Origin of the sequence: Enterobacter sp. 18A13 (assembly GCF_007035975.1) — a bacterium.
GTDB lineage: Bacteria > Pseudomonadota > Gammaproteobacteria > Enterobacterales > Enterobacteriaceae > Enterobacter > Enterobacter vonholyi.
In genome coordinates, this window is the sequence record NZ_AP019634.1 from 4370139 (window position 1) to 4390693 (window position 20555).

Genomic DNA, 20555 nt, shown 5'->3' on the forward strand with positions numbered 1-20555 from the left:
AATCTTTGCCGTTCTGCTGTAAACTGTGGCAAATCGTCAATTCAGCGGAATATCATTACCCATGCTCAGTTATCGCCACAGCTTCCACGCAGGCAACCACGCCGACGTCCTTAAACACACCGTTCAGAGCCTGATCATCGAATCGCTCAAAGAGAAAGAGAAGCCGTTTCTCTATCTGGACACCCACGCGGGCGCGGGCCGTTATCAGCTGAGCGGTGAGCATGCCGAGCGTACCGGTGAATATCTGGAAGGGATCGCCCGCATCTGGCAGCAGGACGACCTGCCTGCCGAGCTGGAGCCGTACATCGGCGTGGTGAACCACTTCAACCGCAACGGCCAGCTGCGTTATTACCCGGGCTCGCCGCTGATTGCCCGCCAGCTGCTGCGCGAGCAGGACAGCATCCAGTTGACCGAGCTGCACCCGAGCGACTTCCCGCTGCTGCGTTCAGAATTCCAGAAAGACAGCCGCGCCCGCGTCGAAAAAGCCGACGGCTACCAGCAGCTGAAGGCCAAACTGCCGCCGGTTTCCCGTCGCGGCCTGGTGCTCATCGACCCGCCGTACGAAATCAAAACCGACTATCAGGCGGTGGTGACGGGTATCCACGAAGGCTACAAACGCTTTGCTACCGGCACCTATGCCCTGTGGTACCCGGTGGTGCTGCGCGCGCAGATCAAACGCATGATCAAAGACCTGGAAGCGACCGGCATCCGCAAGATCCTGCAGATCGAGCTGGCGGTACGTCCGGACAGCGATCAGCGCGGTATGACCGCCTCCGGCATGATTGTAATCAACCCGCCGTGGAAGCTCGAAGCGCAGATGAACAACGTGCTGCCGTGGCTGCATAAAACGCTGGTGCCGGCGGGTACAGGCCACGCTACCGTCAGTTGGATAGTGCCGGAGTAATCGCAGCCATCGGTGGAAACTATTGATTTCAGGTATACAATCGCGGCAATTCACGATTAAGGACAAAAGCTATGACTAAGCATTATGACTACATCGCAATCGGCGGCGGCAGCGGCGGCATCGCCTCCATCAACCGCGCGGCCATGTACGGCCAGAAGTGCGCGCTGATTGAAGCCAAAGCGCTGGGCGGCACCTGCGTGAACGTGGGTTGTGTACCGAAGAAGGTGATGTGGCATGCGGCGCAGATCCGTGAAGCTATCCATATGTATGGCCCGGACTACGGCTTTGACACCACCATCAACCGCTTCGACTGGGACAAGCTGATCGCCAGCCGTACCGCGTACATCGATCGCATTCACACCTCGTACGACAACGTGCTGGGGAAAAATAACGTCGACGTTATCCACGGTTTCGCTCGCTTCGTTGACGCGAAAACGATCGAAGTGAACGGCGAGACGATCACCGCCGATCACATCCTGATCGCCACCGGCGGTCGTCCGAGCCATCCGAACATCCCGGGCGTGGAATACGGCATCGACTCCGACGGTTTCTTCGAGCTGCCAGCCCTGCCTCAGCGCGTTGCCGTGGTAGGCGCGGGATACATCGCGGTTGAACTGGCCGGAGTGATTAACGGCCTGGGCGCAGAAGCGCACCTGTTCGTACGTAAACACGCGCCGCTGCGCAGTTTTGACCCGCTGATTGTCGATACGCTGGTTGAAGTGATGAACACCGAAGGCCCAACCCTGCACACCAACGCCGTACCAAAAGCGGTGGTGAAAAACGCGGACGGAAGCCTGACCCTGGAGCTGGAAGATGGTCGCAGCCAGACCGTTGATTGCCTGATCTGGGCGATTGGCCGTGAACCGGCGAACGATAACTTCAACCTGGGCGTGACTGGCGTGAAAACCGACGAAAAAGGCTATATCGTCGTCGATAAATTCCAGAACACCAGCGTACCGGGCATTTACGCGGTCGGCGACAATACCGGTGCGGTTGAGCTGACGCCGGTCGCCGTTGCGGCGGGTCGTCGTCTCTCCGAGCGCCTGTTTAACAACAAGCCGGACGAGCATCTGGACTACAGCAACATCCCGACCGTGGTCTTCAGCCATCCGCCAATCGGCACCGTCGGCTTAACCGAGCCGCAGGCGCGCGAGCAGTACGGCGACGACCAGGTGAAAGTGTATAAATCGGCGTTCACCGCAATGTATACCGCCGTCACCTCGCACCGTCAGCCGTGCCGCATGAAGCTGGTCTGCGTCGGCCCGGAAGAGAAGATTGTCGGTATCCACGGCATTGGCTTCGGCATGGATGAGATCCTGCAGGGCTTCGCCGTGGCACTGAAGATGGGCGCAACGAAGAAAGACTTCGATAATACTGTGGCAATCCACCCGACGGCCGCGGAAGAGTTTGTGACCATGCGTTAATCCTGATGCCCCTCCCCGGAGGGGCATTTTTTTAACATTCATAAATCGTTGCAAAACGAATGCTCCGAAAATAGTGATCTACCGCACATTTCCCTCCCCATCTACCGAAGCGAATGTCTACGCTTATAAGACGCCCGGATAAACCTGTCTTTTGAACACACAACCGGAGGTCCCTATCACCATGTTCAACCAGAAACTACAGGCTACCGAGAACATCGAGTTCGAGATTGCAGAAGAGCTGCGCTACGAGACCGATCCCTGCGAGTTGAAACTGGATGAAATGATTGAGGCGGAGCCGGAACCCGAAATGATCGAGGGGCTACCCGCCTCCGATGCGTTGACGCCCGCAGACCGCTACCTTGAACTGTTCGAACACGTGCAATCGACGCGGCTGTTTGCGGACAGTAAAACCTTCCCCGACTGCGCGCCGAAGATGGATCCGCTGGATATCCTGATCCGCTACCGCAAGGTCAGACGCCACCGGGATTTCGACCTGCGCCAGTTTGTGGAGAACCACTTCTGGATGCCGGAAACGTACGGCACAGAATATGTTTCCGACCCGGGACTCTCCCTGAAAGAGCACATTGATAACCTGTGGCCGGTGCTGACGCGCGAGCCGCAGGATCATATTCCCTGGTCTTCCCTGCTGGCGCTGCCGCAGGCCTATATCGTCCCCGGCGGGCGCTTCAGCGAGACCTACTACTGGGATTCTTATTTCTCCATGCTGGGGCTGGCGGAGAGCGGCCGTAACGATCTGCTCAAATGTATGGCGGACAACTTCGCCTGGCTGATTGAACGCTACGGGCATATCCCCAACGGCAACCGCACCTATTATCTCAGCCGCTCACAGCCGCCGGTCTTTGCGCTGATGGTGGAGCTGTTTGAGGAGGACGGCGTGCGAGGTGCGAAACGCTATCTTGATCACCTCAAAATGGAGTACGCCTTCTGGATGGACGGTGCGGAGTCGCTACTGCTTAATCAGGCATACCGCAGCGCCGTGCGCATGCCGGACGGTTCACTGCTCAACCGCTACTGGGATGACCGCGATACCCCGCGCGACGAATCGTGGATTGAGGACGTGGAAACCGCGCGCCACTCGGGCCGTCCGCCAAACGAGGTGTATCGCGACCTGCGCGCGGGTGCGGCGTCCGGCTGGGATTACTCGTCCCGCTGGCTGCGCGATCCGTCGCGGCTCGCCAGCATCCGCACGACGCAGTTCATCCCCATCGATCTGAACGCCTTCCTGTTCAAACTGGAAAGCGCTATCGCCAACATCTCGGCGTCGAAAGGAGATAAAGAGACGGCAGAGGAATTCCGCCAGAAAGCCAACGATCGCCGCGCGGCGGTGAACCGCTATCTGTGGGACGAGGAGAGCGGCTGTTACCGCGATTACGACTGGCGGCGCGAAGAGCTGGCGCTGTTTTCTGCCGCCAGCATCGTGCCGCTGTACGTTGGCATGGCAACTCACGAGCAGGCGGAGCGCTTGTCGGATGCAGTCAAGGCGCGTCTGCTGACCCCGGGCGGAATTCTGGCGACCGAGTACGAAACCGGCGAGCAGTGGGATAAACCCAACGGCTGGGCGCCGCTGCAGTGGATGGCGATTCAGGGATTCAAGCAGTACGGAAACGACTCGCTGGGGGATGAGATCGCCTGGAGCTGGCTGCATACGGTGAACCATTTCTACAAGACGCACCACAAGCTGATTGAGAAATACCACATCGCCAGCAGCACGCCGCGCGAAGGTGGCGGGGGTGAGTATCCGCTGCAGGACGGTTTCGGCTGGACGAACGGCGTGGTGCGGCGGCTGATTGGGTTGTATGGGGAGCCTTAAGCAGGGTGTGATCTTTTCCCCCTCGCCCCTCAGGGGAGAGGGCTGGGGTGAGGGGAAAATGTTAGCGAATCACCTCATAAATGGCGCTCTGAATAGACTGCCATTTTTTGGTGGTGGCATCCGGCTGTGACTGCGCGCGGCGTGTGGCCATGTCGAGATCGTGCTGCTGGCGTTTCACTACGGCAGGCACGGTGCAGAACGCTTTAAGATACTCTTTACGTACCGAGGTCAGAGACTCGCCGTTCGACATCGCGTGGCTGAGCGTGTTGATGAAGCGGCGACACGGCTTCTCTTCCACCATGTTTTGCCGGTAGCGTAACATCAGCTCCAGCACGTCGTCATGGCCTGCCGACATCGCCTCTTCGGTCCAGGACAGCTTCCAGTCCATACCGCCCTGCAAAAAGAGCTGGGTCACGCGGGTATCGTTGCGGTTAATAGCCGAGCGGAAATTATTCTCGTCCCAGGTCACCCCCATGCGCGTGAGCGTTTCGCGCGAGGAAGGCGTCTCACGCATTTCCTGCGGTGGAGCCGCTTCAGCCGCGCTGACGGCCGCTGGCTGCGGCTTGCTGCTGGTCACCAGCCAGAAGCCCCCTGCCACAATGGCAATCACCATAACGCCAACTGCCCCCCATAACGCACCGGAAATGAGCTGCTCGCGTTGTTCGGGGGTGCGCGGCGCGCGCTGGGTCGGCTTTTCAATAGTGTCACGGACTTCAAACAGATCCCCACCGGTAACCCGATCCATTTTCTGCGCCTTTTCCCAGAAGGTATGCAATTCACTGGCATCTACCGCCATGAATCCTGCCGGATTAACGCGCGTTCTCCCCTCTTCAAACGCGCGTTGAACGGGCCGCGCGATCTGCGCGTAGTAGTTGTCCAGCAGCTGAATTTGCGCCGAGCTTAACGTCTTCTGAACGGTGATGCTGTTGCGGATTTGCCGAATATCGTCGAGAAAGGTTTGCAGCGTTTTGCGCGGTTCAACCAGCAGCGTCAGCATGGACGGGTCGCGGAAAAGCGAAGCGTAATAGCGGCTGAACTCTTTTTTATCCACCAGCATCTGCGCCAGCTCGCTGAACATCATGCCGCTCAGGACATCGTTGATCTCGCCAAGCTTCAGCCAGCGCCTTACGCGGTCAGCGTTAAACAGGGTCTTAAGATGGTTGTTCAGCTTTACCTGATCGGGCCAGGCCTGCTGGATAAGCCCTTTAAGCATCAGCTCAATTGCGCGTACCTGCTTGTGCGCCTGCTGCTGCTGGAGTTCGCTGCCCGGTGCCAGCTCCGTGCTATAGGTCAACAGCGGCTGCTGAAGACGAAGATGTTCCAGCGCGGTCACAAACCGCATCGCCGCAATAAGCTGGTTTTCACTCACATCCTGTCCGCTTTCATACTGCGGTACGCGCTGCTGCAGCAGGCGCAGCTGGAGCGTAAATTCCGACATCTCGGCATCATTCAGGTTTAGTTTTTTCGCAACGGCTCCCCAGCCGCCCAAAGCTAATCGCGCGCTGTCGAGTTGTTCCAGAAACCAGCGTGGATCTTTGCCCTCAGAAGCATGTACATTCAGAAGGAGTAAAATTTCCACCGACGCATGGCGAATGACCGCCAGACAGTGTTCAAACTGTTCGCGAATATGATGTGATGTGCTGAGAGTCATTGTTTTCCTTAAGCGACAACGAAGACATCAGGAATGGGCGCGAGACGCCCTTTATTCTTTTTATTTATACGTGGTTAACCATACCTGACTTTCTGTTGAAATAAAGTGACAACCCTAAAATCATTTAAAAAGTGTCAGGAGAATCTGAATGCCCGTTTTAATTACCCCTCGCCTGAACTGCTCACCTTTGCAGGAAGAAGACTGGCCCTTTTTTCTGGCGTTACAGCAGCATCCGGACGTTATGCGCTTTGTGGCGGAAGACCGCCCCGTCGCGGCGATACGAGAGGCGTTTGATTCGCGCCTGACGGCATGGGCTCCGGGCAGCGCGCACTGGCTTTGTCTCGTCGTACGTGACACCGCCTCCCAGGCCCCGCTGGGCGTTACCGGGTATATTCATCGGGAGGTGGACTGCGCAGAAGTGGGCTTCCTTTTCGCCCCCGAGGCACAGGGGAAAGGTTACGGCTTTGAATCCCTGAAAGCGCTTTGCGATTACGCTTTTCTTCAGGGCGGGATACGGCGACTCACCGCCACCGTAACAGCGGGAAACGCTGCTTCAAGACGCCTGCTGGAAAAAGCCCGCTTTCACCTGGAAGGTGAATTACGTGAGAGCTATTATCTTGCGGGGCGCTGGCAAAATGACTGGCTATTTGGTTTATTACAGCAGGAATACCTGAATAATAATTCCTGACCAATAGTAATTTAGCCGATATTTCCGGACGTCGTTTCCTCTTCAGGGTCGCTATTAAGAGGAAACGAATATCAAACGTCATGCGCTGAAAATATTTTCTGCGGCCATTGCGTTAATAAAAAACATCAGGGTTTTTCTCTGGAGAAATATCGTGATGAAAATGGGTTATCGGCTATGGCTAACTGCGTTCTTTATCGCTGTCAGTGTGCAGACACATCCATATTAAGGGTTCCTTAAGAGGTTCCTTCCCCTTAAGTCCGGGCATCACAGGAACATACCGCCTGACACTTCAATACGTTGCGCATTCATCCAGCCCAGCTTATCGCTGAGCAGTGCCGCAATGGCATCACCGATATCGTCCGGTAGACCCACCCGTCCCAGCGCCGTCTGCGAGGCCAGCAACTGATTCAGCTCCGCGTTGTCGCGCACGCGTCCGCCGCCAAAGTCTGTTTCTATCGCGCCAGGCGCAATGATATTGACGGAAATGCCGCGCGCGCCCAGCTCTTTCGCCTGATAGCGCGTCAGCACTTCCATCGCCCCCTTCATGGCCGCGTAGGTCCCTGAGCCCGGCTGGGTAAAACGGGCCAGCCCGCTGGAGACGTTGAGGATACGTCCCCCGTCGTTAAGCAGCGGCAGCAGGCGCTGGGTCAGGAAGAAAGGCCCTTTGAAATGAATGTTCAACGCTTCATCAAACTGGGCTTCCGTCGTGTCGGCATAGGGTGCATATAAACCCGTCCCGGCATTGTTCAATAAATAGTCAAAGGTTTCACGCTGCCAGACGGTCCTAAGGGTTTCCTGAAGCTGTTGGGCAAAATGTTCAAATCCCGTGATATCCCCGACGTTGAGCTGTAATGCCGCTGCGTTGACGCCTTTTTGCTGAATTTCATGCACAACATCCAGCGCTTCCTGCTGGCTACGGTTGTATGTCAGGACAATTCCCGTGCCGTCTGCCGCCAGCTTTAACGCAGCGTTTTTGCCCAGACCACGGCTACCACCCGTCACTAATGCGATACGTTCACTCATCATAAACCTCGTTTTGGCTGTTAAGGAGATTGAGAAAGAGCTTATTAGGTGATAGAAAATCAATAAAGATGGGTTAAAACGCTTCACTGTTTCACCAGAAACAACAATGAGCTTCCTCTATGGATAAAATTCACGCAATGCAGTTGTTCGTCCGCGTCGCGGAACTGGAGAGTTTTTCCCGCGCGGCCGAAACATTAACTCTGCCGAAAGGCAGCGTCTCGCGGCAAATTCAGGCCCTGGAAAACCGGCTTGGCACCCAGCTATTACACCGCACCACGCGCCGCGTCAGCCTGACGCAGGACGGCATGGTCTATTACGAGCGGGCAAAAGATCTGCTGGCAAACCTTGATGAACTCGACGGTATGTTTCAGCACGATCCCTCCAGCATCAGCGGCCGGCTCCGCGTGGATATGCCCGTCGGCGTTGCTCGAAATTTGGTCATCCCCAAACTGCCTGCTTTTCTGCAGCACTATCCTGGCATTGAACTGGAGCTCAGCAGCAGCGATCGTCTGGTGGATGTGATCCGCGAAGGGTTTGATTGCGTGGTACGCGTCGGCACGCTGAAGGATTCAGGGCTGATTGCCCGTCCACTGGGCAAGCTGTCGGTGATTAACTGCGCCAGCCCGGACTATCTGGCGCGTTTTGGCTACCCGGAAACCCTGGACGATTTAGGCTCGCACGCCGTTATTCACTACACCGCTACGCTGGGAACACGCCCACAGGGCTTTGAGTTTTATAACGGCAGTACAACACAGTGGATAAAAACGGGCGGGGTCTTAACCGTCAACAGCACGGAAACTTACCAGGCTGCCTGTCTCGCCGGACTGGGCATTATTCAGGTGCCGCGGGTTGGGGTGCGCGATTTACTGCGCGCGAAGAAGCTGATTGAGATCCTCCCGCAATACCGGGCCGAACCGATGCCTGTTTCCCTGATTTATCCCCACCGGCGCAACCTCTCCCGCCGGGTCCATCTGTTCATGGAGTGGCTAACCGAACTCACAAAAGCTTACGTGGACTAGTCGCAAGCTATAATTCAATAACATCCAGCCAAACGAAAAGGAAAAGACGCGTGACGCCGGAAAACAACCCGCAACGACCCACCCAACATTTAGAGTATGAGCCCGTCAAAAAGATGGAAACAGGACCCGAAGAGGCCAAAACGCCAGGTACCGCCAGCAAAGCGCTGGGAACCGTAACCGGCATCGCCGCGAGAATTCAGCAGTTTCCCATGATTGCGCATCTGATACGCGCGACCGAACGCTTTAATGACCGCATGGGAAACCAGTTTGGTGCCGCCATCACCTATTTTTCCTTCCTGTCTATGATACCGATCCTGATGGTGTCGTTCGCGGCAGCCGGTTTTGTCCTCGCGTCGCACCCGACGCTGCTGCAGGATATCTTCAATAAGATCCTGAATAACGTCAGTGACCCGACCCTTGCCAGTACGCTCAAAAGCACTATCAATACCGCCGTTCAGCAGCGTACCACCGTCGGCATCGTCGGCTTGCTGATTGCCCTTTACTCCGGCGTTAACTGGATGGGCAACCTGCGCGAGGCCATTCGCGCCCAGTCGCGCGACGTCTGGGAGCGTAAGCCGCAGGACCAGGAGAAAATCTGGGTCAAGTATCTCCGCGACTTTGTTTCGCTGATTGGCCTGCTGGTCGCGCTCATCGTGACGCTTTCCATTACCTCCGTGGCGGGCTCGGCGCAGCAGATGATCATCTCCGCGCTCTATCTGGATTACATCGAATGGCTGAAGCCCGCCTGGCGCGGCATTGGGCTGGCTATTTCCATCTTCGCCAACTACCTGCTGTTCTTCTGGATCTTCTGGCGCTTGCCCCGGCATCGGCCGCGCAAGAAGGCGCTGCTCCGCGGCACATTGATTGCGGCGATCGGCTTTGAGGTGATCAAAATCGTGATGACTTACACCCTGCCGTCACTGGTTAAATCCCCTTCCGGCGCGGCGTTTGGCTCGGTGCTGGGACTGATGGCCTTCTTCTACTTCTTCGCCCGCCTGACACTGTTCTGCGCGGCATGGATTGCCACCGCCGAGTACAAAGGCGACACGCGAATGCCCGGCAAAACGCACCGCTAGCCCCGCCATCGGGCTGAAATTTCAGCCCGATTCATCATTTCAGCATATAAATCCAGCCCGTAACTTTTATTTAACCGAAAACCAGTTTAATTGACTGATATTTAAAATCTGTGAAGCATTTCATAGACGTGTTTTGGCTGGTCTGAAAATTATCCGCTTTTTGCTGTTTTTATCACCGGGTCGCGGCTTTGTTACAGATTGAAATGTCGCTTTTGCTGTGCGTAATATGGCCTTTCGTTCGACAAAAATAAGAAAATATTATGCAAGCAACCGCCACCACACTCGACTCAGAAACGGAAAACGTTCCAGTAAATTCGCGCAATAAAGTCGTTGTCGCATCGCTGATTGGCACCGCCATCGAGTTCTTCGACTTCTATATTTATGCCACCGCCGCGGTCATCGTATTCCCGCACATTTTCTTCCCGCAGGGCGATCCGACGGCGGCCACGCTGCAGTCTCTGGCGACCTTTGCGATTGCGTTTGTTGCGCGTCCGATTGGCTCTGCGCTGTTTGGACACTTTGGCGATCGCATCGGCCGCAAAGTCACGCTGGTGGCCTCGCTGCTGACGATGGGGATCTCCACCGTAGCCATCGGCCTGCTGCCGACCTACGAAACCATCGGTATTCTGGCGCCGGTCCTGCTGGCGCTGGCGCGTTTTGGTCAAGGTCTGGGGCTGGGTGGTGAATGGGGCGGCGCGGCGCTGCTGGCCACCGAGAACGCCCCGGCGCGCAAGCGCGCGCTGTACGGTTCATTCCCACAGCTTGGCGCTCCGATTGGCTTCTTCTTTGCCAACGGGACGTTCCTGCTGCTCTCCTGGCTGCTGACGGATGAACAGTTCATGAGCTGGGGCTGGCGTATTCCGTTTATCTTCTCAGCCGTGCTGGTGCTGATTGGCCTGTATGTGCGTGTTTCTCTGCATGAAACGCCTGTCTTCGCGAAAGTGGCCGCGGCGAACAAGCAGGTGAAAGTGCCGCTGGGTACGCTTCTGACCAAACACGTTCGCGTGACCGTGCTGGGCACGTTTATCATGCTCGCCACCTATACGCTGTTCTACATCATGACCGTCTATTCCATGACGTTCAGTACCGCCGCCGCGCCGGTTGGGCTGGGGCTGCCGCGTAACGAAGTGCTGTGGATGCTGATGATGGCGGTGATCGGGTTTGGCGTGATGGTTCCGATTGCCGGCCTGCTGGCGGATAAATTCGGTCGTCGTGCGAGCATGATTACGATCACCACGCTGATCGTTTTGTTTGCCCTGTTCGTCTTCCCGCCGCTGCTGGGTTCAGGTAGCCCGGCGCTGGTGATGGCCTATCTGCTGATTGGCCTGAGCCTGATGGGGCTGACCTTCGGCCCGATGGGCGCGCTGCTGCCCGAGCTGTTCCCGACTGAAGTACGTTATACCGGCGCGTCGTTCTCCTATAACGTCTCGTCTATTCTGGGTGCGTCCGTTGCGCCATATATCGCCACCTGGCTGCAGGCAAACTATGGTCTGTTCTATGTGGGCGTCTATCTTGCGGCCATGGCGGCGCTGACGCTGATTGCGCTGCTGCTGACGCACGAGACGAAGCACCAGGCTCTGTAATTCACTGCGGCCTGATGCCCTCACCCCGGCCCTCTCCCACAGGGAGAGGGAGAAAGGGAGCTATTTCTTCATCTGCGACAAAATGGTCCGGCACTGATTCGCCTCGCCCTCTGACGGCGAAATCAGTGCCAGCAGCGCTGCAGCTGGGGTAACCAGCGTCGCAAGGGCCGCAGCCACGGCACCGCGCGCAATCAGCGGCCCTGGCTTCACGCCCGCCTGCGGATTTTTGAAGGTCCCGCGCACGTACAGCGGCGAGCGCAGCGTGATAATACGGATCCCCTTACTCTCCGGGTCAATCGTCAGATCAAGCTGCTCCGAAGCCATGCTGGCGGTACCGGTCACGTTAATCACCGCGTTTTCCGTGTCGAAGGCAAAAATCTGCGGGCGCGCCACGCCGTTCACCAGATCCAGATTGGCCGCCGCGCAGTTCACCCGCACCTCGTCATCGCCGAAGATTTGCCCGACGACGTAGTTACCGACGTTCAGCCCCAGGATCTCCATCAGGTTTCGGCTCACCAGTCCGTCGTTCATCAGCAGCTTCAGGTTTCCGTTGCCGCTGCCCAACAGCGCCGCCACCGAGTTCCCCACGCCGCGAATGTCGGCATCACCGTTCATTTCACCGAGGGTTTTCTGCATCAGCTCTACGTTCGGCATCAGCTCTTTCAGCTTCAATCGACGCGCCTGGATCTCCGCCCGTCCCTGCATCGGCTTCTTATCGCCTTCCAGGTGAATGTTCGAGGAAATCGTCCCACCCGCCATGCCGAACTTCAGTGGCTGAAGGCGCAGGTCGGCGTTTTTGAGGAGGATATGGGTCGAAAGATTGCTGATCGGCAGCGTACTGCCATGTTCAATTTTCCCGCCTTTGAAACGTACATCCGCATCCATTACGTTCCATTTGTCGGTTTCGAAACGATCGTAAGGCAATACTTTTCCCGCAGGCTGAACGTCCTTTTTGACCTCTTTGGACTTTGTGCCTTTGCCCGAATCCACGCCAATCAACGGACCAAGATCGGCCAGACGCAGCTGACGGGATTCAACATCCCCTTCCAGTTTCGGGCGCGGTTTTCCGGTGGTGTAGGTCAGCGTGCCGTGGATGTCGCTGTCGCCAATGCGGCCATTAAAATCCCGGTAGTCAAAAACGGACGATTTTTCGGTATCGATTTTGGCGACCAGATGCCCGTCCGTTTCGAATGGCGGGGTATCCGGCAGCAGTACGCCGGTCAGTTCATACAGCTCGCCCAGCGAATCACCGGCAAATTTAAGCTGAAGGTCAACGCCGCCCATGTTCATCGGGTCGTTAACCGTTCCCACGAACGCCACGCGGGTGTTACCGGAACGGAAGTCCGCCTGCACCGGGAACGGCGTGCCCTCGCTCCGTAGCGCCAGCATGCCGCCGATTTTCCCTTTACCGCTGAGAGGCTGATCGTTGTAGCGTCCTTTTGCCGTCAGGCCGAAGACATAGTCACCTACGCTTGCCGCGTCGCCTTTTGCTTTCGTGCCCGTGACCTCGCTAAACGGCAGCGGTTTGCCCAACGGATCGACCAGGATCTCCATATCCGCCTTGCTGACCTTATCGTCGATGGCGATCCGTCCGCGATCGAAAAGAATATTGTCGAGACGGAATGACCAGGAAGAAGGCTGGGCATTCGGATCCTTGTCGCCATCGCTGGCAAGGTTAAACGTCCAGTTGTTGGTTTTTTCTGAGAGTCGGATCAGACGCGCATCAGGCTGCTGAAGTTTGATCCACGGCAGATAAACGGTTTTGGTCAGAAGCGCTAACGGCGCTAGCGTGGCCTCCACGCGCGGCAGGTGGACCATGGTGACGTCCGGGATGTCCGGCGGGTTGCCGAGAATGATGTCGTCGGCATGGACGTGTGGCCAGGGGATCCAGCTTCGCCAGCCGGGCTCCTCTTTCTGACGCCCCCATACCACACCTAAATCACCGCGTATGGCGAAGGGGCGGTTCAGTTCGGTTGAGACTTTCTGGTTGATGGTCGGCTTAAGACGGTTCCAGTCAAACGTCGCGATAATGATGGCGACGACCACGATCAACAACAAGAAAATCCCTGCTGTCCAGGAGATTACCCTGGTTGTTCTTGTCATTTTTATCCCCTTTCCTGATGACCTGTCCTGTAAAACTATAGTCCAGACAAAGGGAAGCGGGCTTATCAGAGGGTAGTAATCACGCTATCGAGGCGATCCATGGGTACCGGTCGGGAGAGGAAATAGCCTTGCGCCGCCGCGGCAGGCGAGCTTTGCACATCACGCCACTCTTCCAGCGTTTCCACACCTTCAACAATCACGCCCTGGCAATAGCGGTTCATCAGCTGTAATAACAGCGTAAACAGGTTCCGCCCTTCCGGGGTCTGACGCAGCATAATGAACAGATCGCGGGCCACTTTAATGTAGTCGTAGCGCACTTCACTCAGAGCCGAAAAGTTCGCCATGCCGGTGCCAAAGTCATCCAGCCACAGCGGGCCGTATTCGCATATCGAAGCAAACGAGGAATCCTGCGGCAGACGGACATGCTCCACCAGCTCAAAGCGCATCCACGGCAGGGTGGCGATCAGCTCCTGCAATTTTGCGTTCTGCCGCAGCGCCAGCAGGGTTGGGCCGTCGACGTTCACCGAGGCGAGGATATCGTGCTGTTCGAAAAAGGACTGCTTCGTCGCCAGCATGCGAAGCTGTTCTTCCAGCACATCCAGACGCTGGCGAACGGCAACTTCGGCAAAATAGCGATCCGGCGCGATGCGCTGAGTGGGGTTTGAGGGGTGCGTAACGACGGTCAAAATTTCAATTGCCATCAGTCGACCATCTGTTCGGTAGATCGGCTGATAGGTGTATGCACGCTCACATTGCAGCCAGTAGCGATGCTCCTGCAAGTTCTCAATACTTGCCTCAGGCGTAGTGCTCAGCCGCTGGATAACCTGCTCTGACTTCATTTCAGATGTCCTGTTGTTGGGATAGCCTTTCTGGACTCGTCACAGGATTATCGGCGCGACAATTGAGAACTTTATGTTCAATTCACCGGGAAAATGAAATTAAGATGACAGAAATGCGCGGGAACACGCGCTGGCTCAAATAAAATAATGGAACGTTGTTTTAATATAGTTGACCGGTTAATTCACTCAGCGCACACTGCTGATAATTCTTCTGTTCAGGTTCACGACTATGTCCAAAAAAATTGCCGTGATTGGCGAATGCATGATTGAACTGTCACAAAAAGGCGCTGAAGTCAGCCGCGGATTTGGTGGCGATACGTTAAACACGTCCGTTTATATTGCCCGCCAGGTCGCGCCTGAGGCGCTCACCGTGAACTACGTTACCGCCCTGGGAACGGACAGCTTCAGCCAGCAGATGCTGGAGGCGTGGCAGAGTGAACATGTTGAAACGTCGCTGATTCAGCGTATGGAAAACCGCCTCCCGGGACTTTATTACATCGAGACCGACAGCACCGGCGAACGCACGTTTTATTACTGGCGTAACGAAGCCGCGGCCAAATTCTGGCTGGAGAGCGACGCGGCTGCGGCCATCTGCGAAGAGCTGGCGACCTTTGACTATCTCTATCTGAGCGGGATTAGCCTTGCGATTTTAAGCCCCACCAGCCGTGCAAAGCTGCTCTCGCTGCTGCGCGAATGCCGTGCAAACGGCGGCAAGGTTATTTTCGATAACAACTACCGCCCGCGCCTGTGGGGCAGCCGCGAAGAGACGCAGCAGGTCTATCAACAGATGCTGCAGTGCACCGACATCGCCTTCCTCACGCTCGACGATGAAGACGCCCTGTGGGGTGAGAAACCGGTAGAGGACGTGATTGCACGCACGCAGGCGGCTGGCGTGAGCGAAGTGGTGATTAAGCGCGGTGCGGAGTCTTGTCTGGTCGCGATTGCGGGTGAAACGCTGGTTGACGTTCCGGCGGTGAAGCTTGCCAAAGAGAAAGTGATTGATACCACGGCGGCGGGGGATTCATTCAGCGCGGGCTATCTGGCGGTACGTCTGACGGGTGGAACGCCGGAAGCGGCGGCACAGCGTGGGCACCTGACGGCCAGCACGGTGATTCAGTATCGCGGGGCGATTATTCCGCGCGAGGCGATGCCAGTTTAAGTAAGGTGCGGGCTGATGCCCTCACCCTAACCCTCTCCCACAGGGAGAGGGAATGTTTAAGCATTACTGCCCCTGCGGAATATCCGTCGCGTCCGGATGTAAATCATCCGCCGTGGCGGCCTGCGCTGGCTGCGACGCGGTGGCCATAATGGAATCCCAGGTCGTCTGAAGTTCCTTCATGTCATATTCCGGCTCGCCCTTCGGCTGCAGGAGGATCAACGCCATCTCCTGTGACAGCTGCTGACGGAGGTCCTGATTGAGCATCTCGACGGTCAGACCGTTCAGGAAGTCCTGACGCAGTTTCTGGTACTGTTCCGGCGCAATGTCCACCACCTGATTCTGCAGGGAGCGAATACGCTGGCTGATCAGAATGTCGGTATCGGCACGTGCGTAGGTCGCAAACAGCTTCTGCAGCTCGAGTTTTTTCTGAGCCACGAGAGCATTGAATTCCTCTTCGGAAAGCCCCTCTTTACGCACTTTTGCCAGCTCTTTCGCGACCACGCCCAGATTGGCATTCAGCTTATCGCCCGGCGATTCAACGTTAATGGCACACTGCGCGCGCTGGAACAGCACGCGGCAGTCAAAGCCAAGACCGATATTCTTGACGTTGTTCTTGCTCAGCGTCTGCTGAACGTGCCAGAACAGCGCCTCACGCGCCAGATCGGCACGCCAGTAGCGCAGCATTGCCGCTGACTCACGGATGGGCTGCCAAGCGTTATCCCACATGACGGAGAGGCGATCCTGACGCACGGCGTCCGTCATAATGCTGACAGGCTCTGCACGCAGCGGAGAGAGCGTCGGGACAGGGGCTGGCGTTTCACGCTTACCTTTCAAATCACCAAACGCTTTGTTGATCTGCTCCACCACCGCGCGGCTGTCCACGTTACCTACCACGATCAGCGTCATGGCGTCCGGGGTGTACCACTTCTGGTAGAACGATTTTACCTGTTCGGCATCGACCGGTTGTTTCAGCGGTTCGGCCGGGTCATGTCCCAGTAACGTTGAGCCCTTCAGGCGGTAGCGCCACCAGCCCTCTTTGGTATCTCCGGGCCAGGTCGCCACCATGTCACTGTTGCTCAACGCATAGTTAACGGTGTCCGGCGTAATCGCCAGATTGCCAGAGGCATCGGAGAGATACGTAAGCGCTTCTTTCAGCAGGTCGTTACGGTTATTAGGCAGGCTCAGGTTAAACATGGTGTAGTCATACGAGACAACAGCCGGAGGAAGCGGGCGCTTCGGATCGATGGCCTGCTGCCAAAGTGAACGCACCTGAACCGCTTGCAGGCTGCCGCTCTGCGTGAGCGCCAGCCGGGGAATAAAATGGCTAAAACCGGTTTGCTGGGTGCTTTCCGTGAGGGAACCGGTATTAATGGACAGACGGATTTCTATACGGTCACTGGGACGTTGCGGAGTGGCTAACACCTGCCACTGAAAACCGTTCGCTAATGTCCCTTGTTGCCAGGCCGGGTCTGGCTGGAGCGCATCTGCCTGCACATAACTGGCTGCTGCCATCATCAGCAAACCGCCGGTTAAGAGTCGAATTTTTGTGCCCTGCATGTGAACCCCTGATCAACATTCCTGGTTAAAAAAGAGTGCCTCGCGACGCGCTTCACTCTTAAAGATGACGATGAAAACACGTCGATTAGACCGCGCGTTCGGCAAAACGTCACGGTCAGAAGTGAAATATACCCAAAAAAAATCTTGTCGAATTATGACAGGTACGAACAGTTATTATGCGCAGGAGCCCGCATCCCGACAAGGGAATACGGGCATTTGTGACAAGATTAAGAGGTTAAGCCAGGATTTTTGCTGTCAGTTGAACGATTATTCAGAGTATCGTCGAGCTTTTTGTGATCCAGCTCTTTCACCCATTTCGCCACCACCACCGTTGCCACGCCGTTACCCACCAGGTTGGTTAACGCACGCGCCTCTGACATGAAGCGGTCAATACCGAGAATCAACGCCAGACCCGCCACCGGCAGGTGACCCACAGCGGAAATAGTAGCAGCCAGCACGATAAAGCCGCTGCCCGTCACCCCTGCAGCGCCTTTAGAAGAGAGCAGGAGCACCACCAGCAGGGTAATCTGGTGGAAAATATCCATATGGCTGTTGGTCGCCTGAGCGATAAACACGGCCGCCATCGTCAGGTATATCGAGGTACCGTCCAGGTTGAAGGAGTAGCCCGTCGGGATCACCAGCCCGACCACCGATTTACGGCACCCCAGCTTTTCCATCTTGTCGAGCATACGCGGCAGCGCCGATTCTGAAGAGGAGGTCCCCAGAACAATCAGCAGCTCTTCGCGGATGTAACGGATAAATTTGAAGATGTTGAAACCCGTCGCGCGGGCGATGGAGCCCAGCACCACGACCACGAAAAGGATACAGGTTATATAGAAGCAGATAATCAGCTGACCCAGCTGCACCAGCGTACCGACGCCATACTTACCGATGGTGAAGGCCATCGCACCAAAAGCACCGATCGGCGCCAGGCGCATGATCATATTGATGATGCCGAAGATCACCTGCGAGAAGCTTTCGATTACGTTAAAGATAAGCTGGCCTTTGCTGCCCAGACGGTGCAGGGCAAAACCAAACATCACGGCAAACAGCAGAACCTGCAGGATGTTTCCGCTGGCGAACGCGCCAATGACGCTGCCCGGGATTACGTCCAGCAGGAATGCCACCACGCCCTGATCCTTCGCCTGCTCGGCATACACCGCGACCGCTTTGGCATCCAGCGTTGACGGGTCTACGTTCATCCCCGCGCCCGGCTGCACCACGTTGACGATGATCAGACCGATAATCAGCGCAAGGGTACTGACCACTTCAAAATAGAGAAGCGCCACTGCACCGGTACGACCGACCGCCTTCATGCTTTCCATGCCAGCGATGCCCGTCACGACGGTACAGAAGATCACCGGAGCGATGACCATTTTAATGAGCTTAACGAACGCGTCGCCAAGCGGTTTCATTTGCGCGCCCAGCTCAGGATAATAGTGACCCAGCAGAATACCGATGGCGATGGCTGTCAGGACCTGGAAATAAAGACTTTTGAAGAGTGAGGTTTTCATAAGGTGTCCTTGGGAAGAAAAACCACAGGCTTTGTAAGGTTATGGTTAACCTGCGGCTTTAAAATAACACCCACATAACAGGACAGAAATAAACTCAGTTCAAATTTGAAACACAAATGTTAAGAACTTTGAGCTGGCTCGCACAAGCCAGCAACAAAATTACACTTTTGCGTTATTGTCAGCACCAGAAAGGTATCGTTCTTCAAAGACATCCGAAGGAACAGCAGGGGCGAAAAGGAAGCCTTGTCCGCTCTCCACGCCCGCCTCTGCCAGCCAGGCGCGTTGCGCTTCGGTTTCAATCCCCTCGGCAATAAGATGCAGGTTGAGGCTACGCGCCATCTGGATAATCGCCTGCACCATGCTGCTGTCGCCCGGCAGACCGTCGACAAACGCTTTGTCAATTTTGAGCACATCTACCGGAAGGGTTTTCATGTGCTGAAGCTGACGCAGCCCGGCGTATCCCATGCCAAAATCGTCCAGGGCAATACGAATACCGGCATTACGCAGCGGTTTGAGAATCGCGACCGCCTGATTAGGATCGTCGATGCGTCGGCTCTCCGTCACTTCCAGAGTTAACGTATCAGGCTTGATTCGGTAACGATGGATCAGCTCCAGCATCTCTGAAACCATGGTCGGGTGCATAAGCTGCATAGCAGACAAATTGACCGACAGCGGCAGCGTCACGCTGCGCTCCTGCCAGGCGGCCAGCTGACGGCAGGACTCTTCCAGCACCCAGTAGCCGACGGTAACCATCAGGCCGCAGGACTCAATGCGCTCAATCAGCCCTTCCGGCAGTTCCCATGAACCATCCGGCTGCTGCACGCGCAGCAGTGCCTCGGCGCTTTTCACTTCTCCCGTCAGCAAATTCATCTGCGGCTGTAGCCAGAGGGCAAACTGCCGGTTATCCAGCGCGGTCAGGATGTCGCTCTCTTCCGTCAGGCGCTGCTGCGCCTTTTCCATCTGCTCCGGTTCAAAGAACTGGATCTGATTTTTCCCTTTGCGCCGGGCGGTAAACGCCGCCGAGAACGCGCGACGATAAAGCTGCTCCGCCGTTAAATCACCATAGTACATGGCGATACCGATACTGGCGCTCGGACGAAGCTGGATACCCTGAATGGGCAACCGCTCATTAATGACAGTGAGTACTTGCTGACCTAAGGTGATCGCATGCCACGGTTCTTTTACGCCGTTGGCAATCACCACCAGATCGTAACCGCTGACCTGGGTCAGCACCATGCGCGGGGCAAGGACAGATTTGATCTTTTCCACCAGGGTGAGCAGCAGCATTTCGCGCTGGCTCTCCTGAAGCACGCCAGCCGTGTCCTGCAAGGTTTCACAGGCGATAACCATCAGCGCCGTAGTTTGCTGACGGGCAACGGTCTGCTCCAGCATCGCCATCAGGAAGGCTTTATTGGGGAGCTCCGATACCGGAAAACGGGTGGCGCTGCTGTTTAATTCATCCTGCTGACGCTGGATGCGCTGCTGATTGAGGTTGTAGCTGCGCACCAGCATACCTATCTCATCGTCATGATGCAGACGCGGCAGCTCAAGCTGATGTCCCATCTGATCCTGCGGCGCAAGCGTATTCAGCTCACGGGCGATACGGCGCAGCGGATGAACAATCAGCCGGTTAATGCACCAGGTGAGCGCCACGCTGAGAATAAGCGTCATAAGTAAGCAAGTGGTCACTAACGTAACCACCCAGCTCATGACGAATTTATACATGCGGTAGGAGTCCGCCTGCAAAACCAGGTAGGCCAGCGGCTGCGGATTCGCAGGGCGTTCAAGCGAATAAACGGGAAGCGAAATTTGCACCGGCAGTTCAAACAGGCGCATCACCATCATCGGGACGGGACGCTCCGGGATAAAGCTCATCCGCAGCGCCTGAAACTGGTTGGGCAAGACGACATCGGCGCGGCTAACGACGCCGGCAGGCTGAATACGTTTTAAAATGGTTTCCGCTTCGGGAATATCCCCTTTCAGGATAGAGGCAGAAAGCGGGCCACGCACCGAGCGGGCGATACTTTCTAACTGCGAAGCCGTGTTATAGCGATTCTGCTGTACGGAATGAAACAGCAAAATTACGCAGAAGAGCAGGACAAACAGCATGGTGACGGCAGAGACCATCGCCATCTGTTTGATTGTTAAGGAACGGCTGACACGCAAAATGACTCTCCACAAAAC

Annotated in this window: 15 protein-coding genes; 8 read left to right on the forward strand and 7 right to left on the reverse strand. The window is 56.3% G+C overall.

The features are described 5' to 3' along the window. Window positions 1-61 precede the first annotated feature (61 nt). The 3 genes from FOY93_RS21185 to FOY93_RS21195 all read left to right on the forward strand — a co-directional run bounded on the left by FOY93_RS21185 (window position 62) and on the right by FOY93_RS21195 (window position 4159). Complete coding sequence (locus FOY93_RS21185) at window positions 62-904, forward strand: 23S rRNA (adenine(2030)-N(6))-methyltransferase RlmJ (protein ID WP_047652937.1); 843 nt, start codon at window positions 62-64, stop codon at window positions 902-904. A gap of 71 nt (window positions 905-975) precedes the next feature. After that, window positions 976-2328 carry a glutathione-disulfide reductase gene (gorA, locus tag FOY93_RS21190; RefSeq protein ID WP_143345634.1) on the forward strand — a complete coding sequence of 451 codons (1353 nt, stop codon included), beginning with the start codon at window positions 976-978 and terminating at the stop codon, window positions 2326-2328. Window positions 2329-2509: 181 nt separating this feature from the next. Next, entirely contained in the window at window positions 2510-4159 is a 1650-nt protein-coding gene (locus FOY93_RS21195; protein WP_133295295.1) for an alpha,alpha-trehalase, read from the forward strand. A gap of 61 nt (window positions 4160-4220) precedes the next feature. Here FOY93_RS21195 and FOY93_RS21200 read toward each other — a convergent pair whose 3' ends face one another. Next, window positions 4221-5810: an STY4199 family HEPN domain-containing protein gene (locus tag FOY93_RS21200; protein WP_143345635.1), complete on the reverse strand. Its 1590-nt coding sequence runs from the start codon at window positions 5808-5810 to the stop codon at window positions 4221-4223. Window positions 5811-5958: 148 nt separating this feature from the next. On the opposite strand from FOY93_RS21200, the gene FOY93_RS21205 reads away from it, so the two are divergent. Next, window positions 5959-6498 (forward strand): GNAT family N-acetyltransferase, encoded by a 540-nt coding sequence (locus FOY93_RS21205; RefSeq protein WP_143345636.1) that lies wholly within the window; start codon window positions 5959-5961, stop codon window positions 6496-6498. Between the two features lie 264 nt (window positions 6499-6762). Here FOY93_RS21205 and FOY93_RS21215 read toward each other — a convergent pair whose 3' ends face one another. Beyond that, a complete protein-coding gene (locus tag FOY93_RS21215) occupies window positions 6763-7521 on the reverse strand; it encodes an SDR family NAD(P)-dependent oxidoreductase (RefSeq protein WP_136195983.1) in 759 nt (252 codons plus the stop codon). A gap of 119 nt (window positions 7522-7640) precedes the next feature. On the opposite strand from FOY93_RS21215, the gene FOY93_RS21220 reads away from it, so the two are divergent. The 3 genes from FOY93_RS21220 to FOY93_RS21230 all read left to right on the forward strand — a co-directional run bounded on the left by FOY93_RS21220 (window position 7641) and on the right by FOY93_RS21230 (window position 11199). Next, on the forward strand, window positions 7641-8540 hold the full coding sequence (locus FOY93_RS21220) for a LysR family transcriptional regulator (RefSeq protein WP_115876807.1): 900 nt from the start codon (window positions 7641-7643) through the stop codon (window positions 8538-8540). A gap of 50 nt (window positions 8541-8590) precedes the next feature. After that, the gene (gene yhjD, locus FOY93_RS21225; protein ID WP_115876806.1) at window positions 8591-9616 is read left to right on the forward strand and encodes an inner membrane protein YhjD; all 1026 of its coding nucleotides are present in this window, start codon (window positions 8591-8593) and stop codon (window positions 9614-9616) included. A gap of 260 nt (window positions 9617-9876) precedes the next feature. Further along, a complete protein-coding gene (locus FOY93_RS21230; RefSeq protein ID WP_111963705.1) occupies window positions 9877-11199 on the forward strand; it encodes an MFS transporter in 1323 nt (440 codons plus the stop codon). 60 nt (window positions 11200-11259) lie between these two features. On the opposite strand, the gene FOY93_RS21235 is transcribed toward FOY93_RS21230, so the two are convergent. Together FOY93_RS21235 and pdeH are read right to left on the reverse strand one after the other, a co-directional pair. Continuing rightward, window positions 11260-13302, reverse strand: a complete 2043-nt coding sequence (locus tag FOY93_RS21235; protein ID WP_143345637.1) for an AsmA family protein — start codon at window positions 13300-13302, stop codon at window positions 11260-11262. A 65-nt stretch (window positions 13303-13367) separates the two neighbouring features. Beyond that, entirely contained in the window at window positions 13368-14141 is a 774-nt protein-coding gene (gene pdeH / locus FOY93_RS21240) for a cyclic-guanylate-specific phosphodiesterase (RefSeq protein ID WP_115876804.1), read from the reverse strand. 229 nt (window positions 14142-14370) lie between these two features. Between pdeH and kdgK the strand changes: the two genes are divergently transcribed. Further along, window positions 14371-15300: a 2-dehydro-3-deoxygluconokinase gene (gene kdgK, locus FOY93_RS21245; RefSeq protein WP_143345638.1), complete on the forward strand. Its 930-nt coding sequence runs from the start codon at window positions 14371-14373 to the stop codon at window positions 15298-15300. Between the two features lie 63 nt (window positions 15301-15363). Here the strand turns inward: kdgK and FOY93_RS21250 are convergent, their stop codons facing one another. From FOY93_RS21250 to hmsP, 3 genes are all read right to left on the reverse strand, one after another. Further along, window positions 15364-16857 (reverse strand): M16 family metallopeptidase, encoded by a 1494-nt coding sequence (locus FOY93_RS21250; RefSeq protein WP_143345639.1) that lies wholly within the window; start codon window positions 16855-16857, stop codon window positions 15364-15366. 227 nt (window positions 16858-17084) lie between these two features. Beyond that, the gene (locus FOY93_RS21255) at window positions 17085-18371 is read right to left on the reverse strand and encodes a dicarboxylate/amino acid:cation symporter (protein WP_023309587.1); all 1287 of its coding nucleotides are present in this window, start codon (window positions 18369-18371) and stop codon (window positions 17085-17087) included. A gap of 159 nt (window positions 18372-18530) precedes the next feature. Beyond that, window positions 18531-20537: a biofilm formation regulator HmsP gene (gene hmsP, locus FOY93_RS21260; protein WP_143345640.1), complete on the reverse strand. Its 2007-nt coding sequence runs from the start codon at window positions 20535-20537 to the stop codon at window positions 18531-18533. Window positions 20538-20555 lie beyond the last annotated feature (18 nt).

Excerpts from the sequence above, each read along its gene's own strand:
- FOY93_RS21250 (WP_143345639.1), bottom strand. The coding sequence starts at position 16,857 with ATGCAGGGCACAAAAATTCGACTCTTAACCGGCGGTTTGCTGATGATG.
- kdgK (WP_143345638.1), top strand. The coding sequence starts at position 14,371 with ATGTCCAAAAAAATTGCCGTGATTGGCGAATGCATGATTGAACTGTCA.
- FOY93_RS21230 (WP_111963705.1), top strand. The coding sequence starts at position 9,877 with ATGCAAGCAACCGCCACCACACTCGACTCAGAAACGGAAAACGTTCCA.
- FOY93_RS21215 (WP_136195983.1), bottom strand. The coding sequence starts at position 7,521 with ATGAGTGAACGTATCGCATTAGTGACGGGTGGTAGCCGTGGTCTGGGC.
- gorA (WP_143345634.1), top strand. The coding sequence starts at position 976 with ATGACTAAGCATTATGACTACATCGCAATCGGCGGCGGCAGCGGCGGC.
- FOY93_RS21200 (WP_143345635.1), bottom strand. The coding sequence starts at position 5,810 with ATGACTCTCAGCACATCACATCATATTCGCGAACAGTTTGAACACTGT.
- FOY93_RS21195 (WP_133295295.1), top strand. The coding sequence starts at position 2,510 with ATGTTCAACCAGAAACTACAGGCTACCGAGAACATCGAGTTCGAGATT.
- pdeH (WP_115876804.1), bottom strand. The coding sequence starts at position 14,141 with ATGAAGTCAGAGCAGGTTATCCAGCGGCTGAGCACTACGCCTGAGGCA.
- FOY93_RS21255 (WP_023309587.1), bottom strand. The coding sequence starts at position 18,371 with ATGAAAACCTCACTCTTCAAAAGTCTTTATTTCCAGGTCCTGACAGCC.
- FOY93_RS21185 (WP_047652937.1), top strand. The coding sequence starts at position 62 with ATGCTCAGTTATCGCCACAGCTTCCACGCAGGCAACCACGCCGACGTC.
- FOY93_RS21220 (WP_115876807.1), top strand. The coding sequence starts at position 7,641 with ATGGATAAAATTCACGCAATGCAGTTGTTCGTCCGCGTCGCGGAACTG.
- FOY93_RS21235 (WP_143345637.1), bottom strand. The coding sequence starts at position 13,302 with ATGACAAGAACAACCAGGGTAATCTCCTGGACAGCAGGGATTTTCTTG.
- FOY93_RS21205 (WP_143345636.1), top strand. The coding sequence starts at position 5,959 with ATGCCCGTTTTAATTACCCCTCGCCTGAACTGCTCACCTTTGCAGGAA.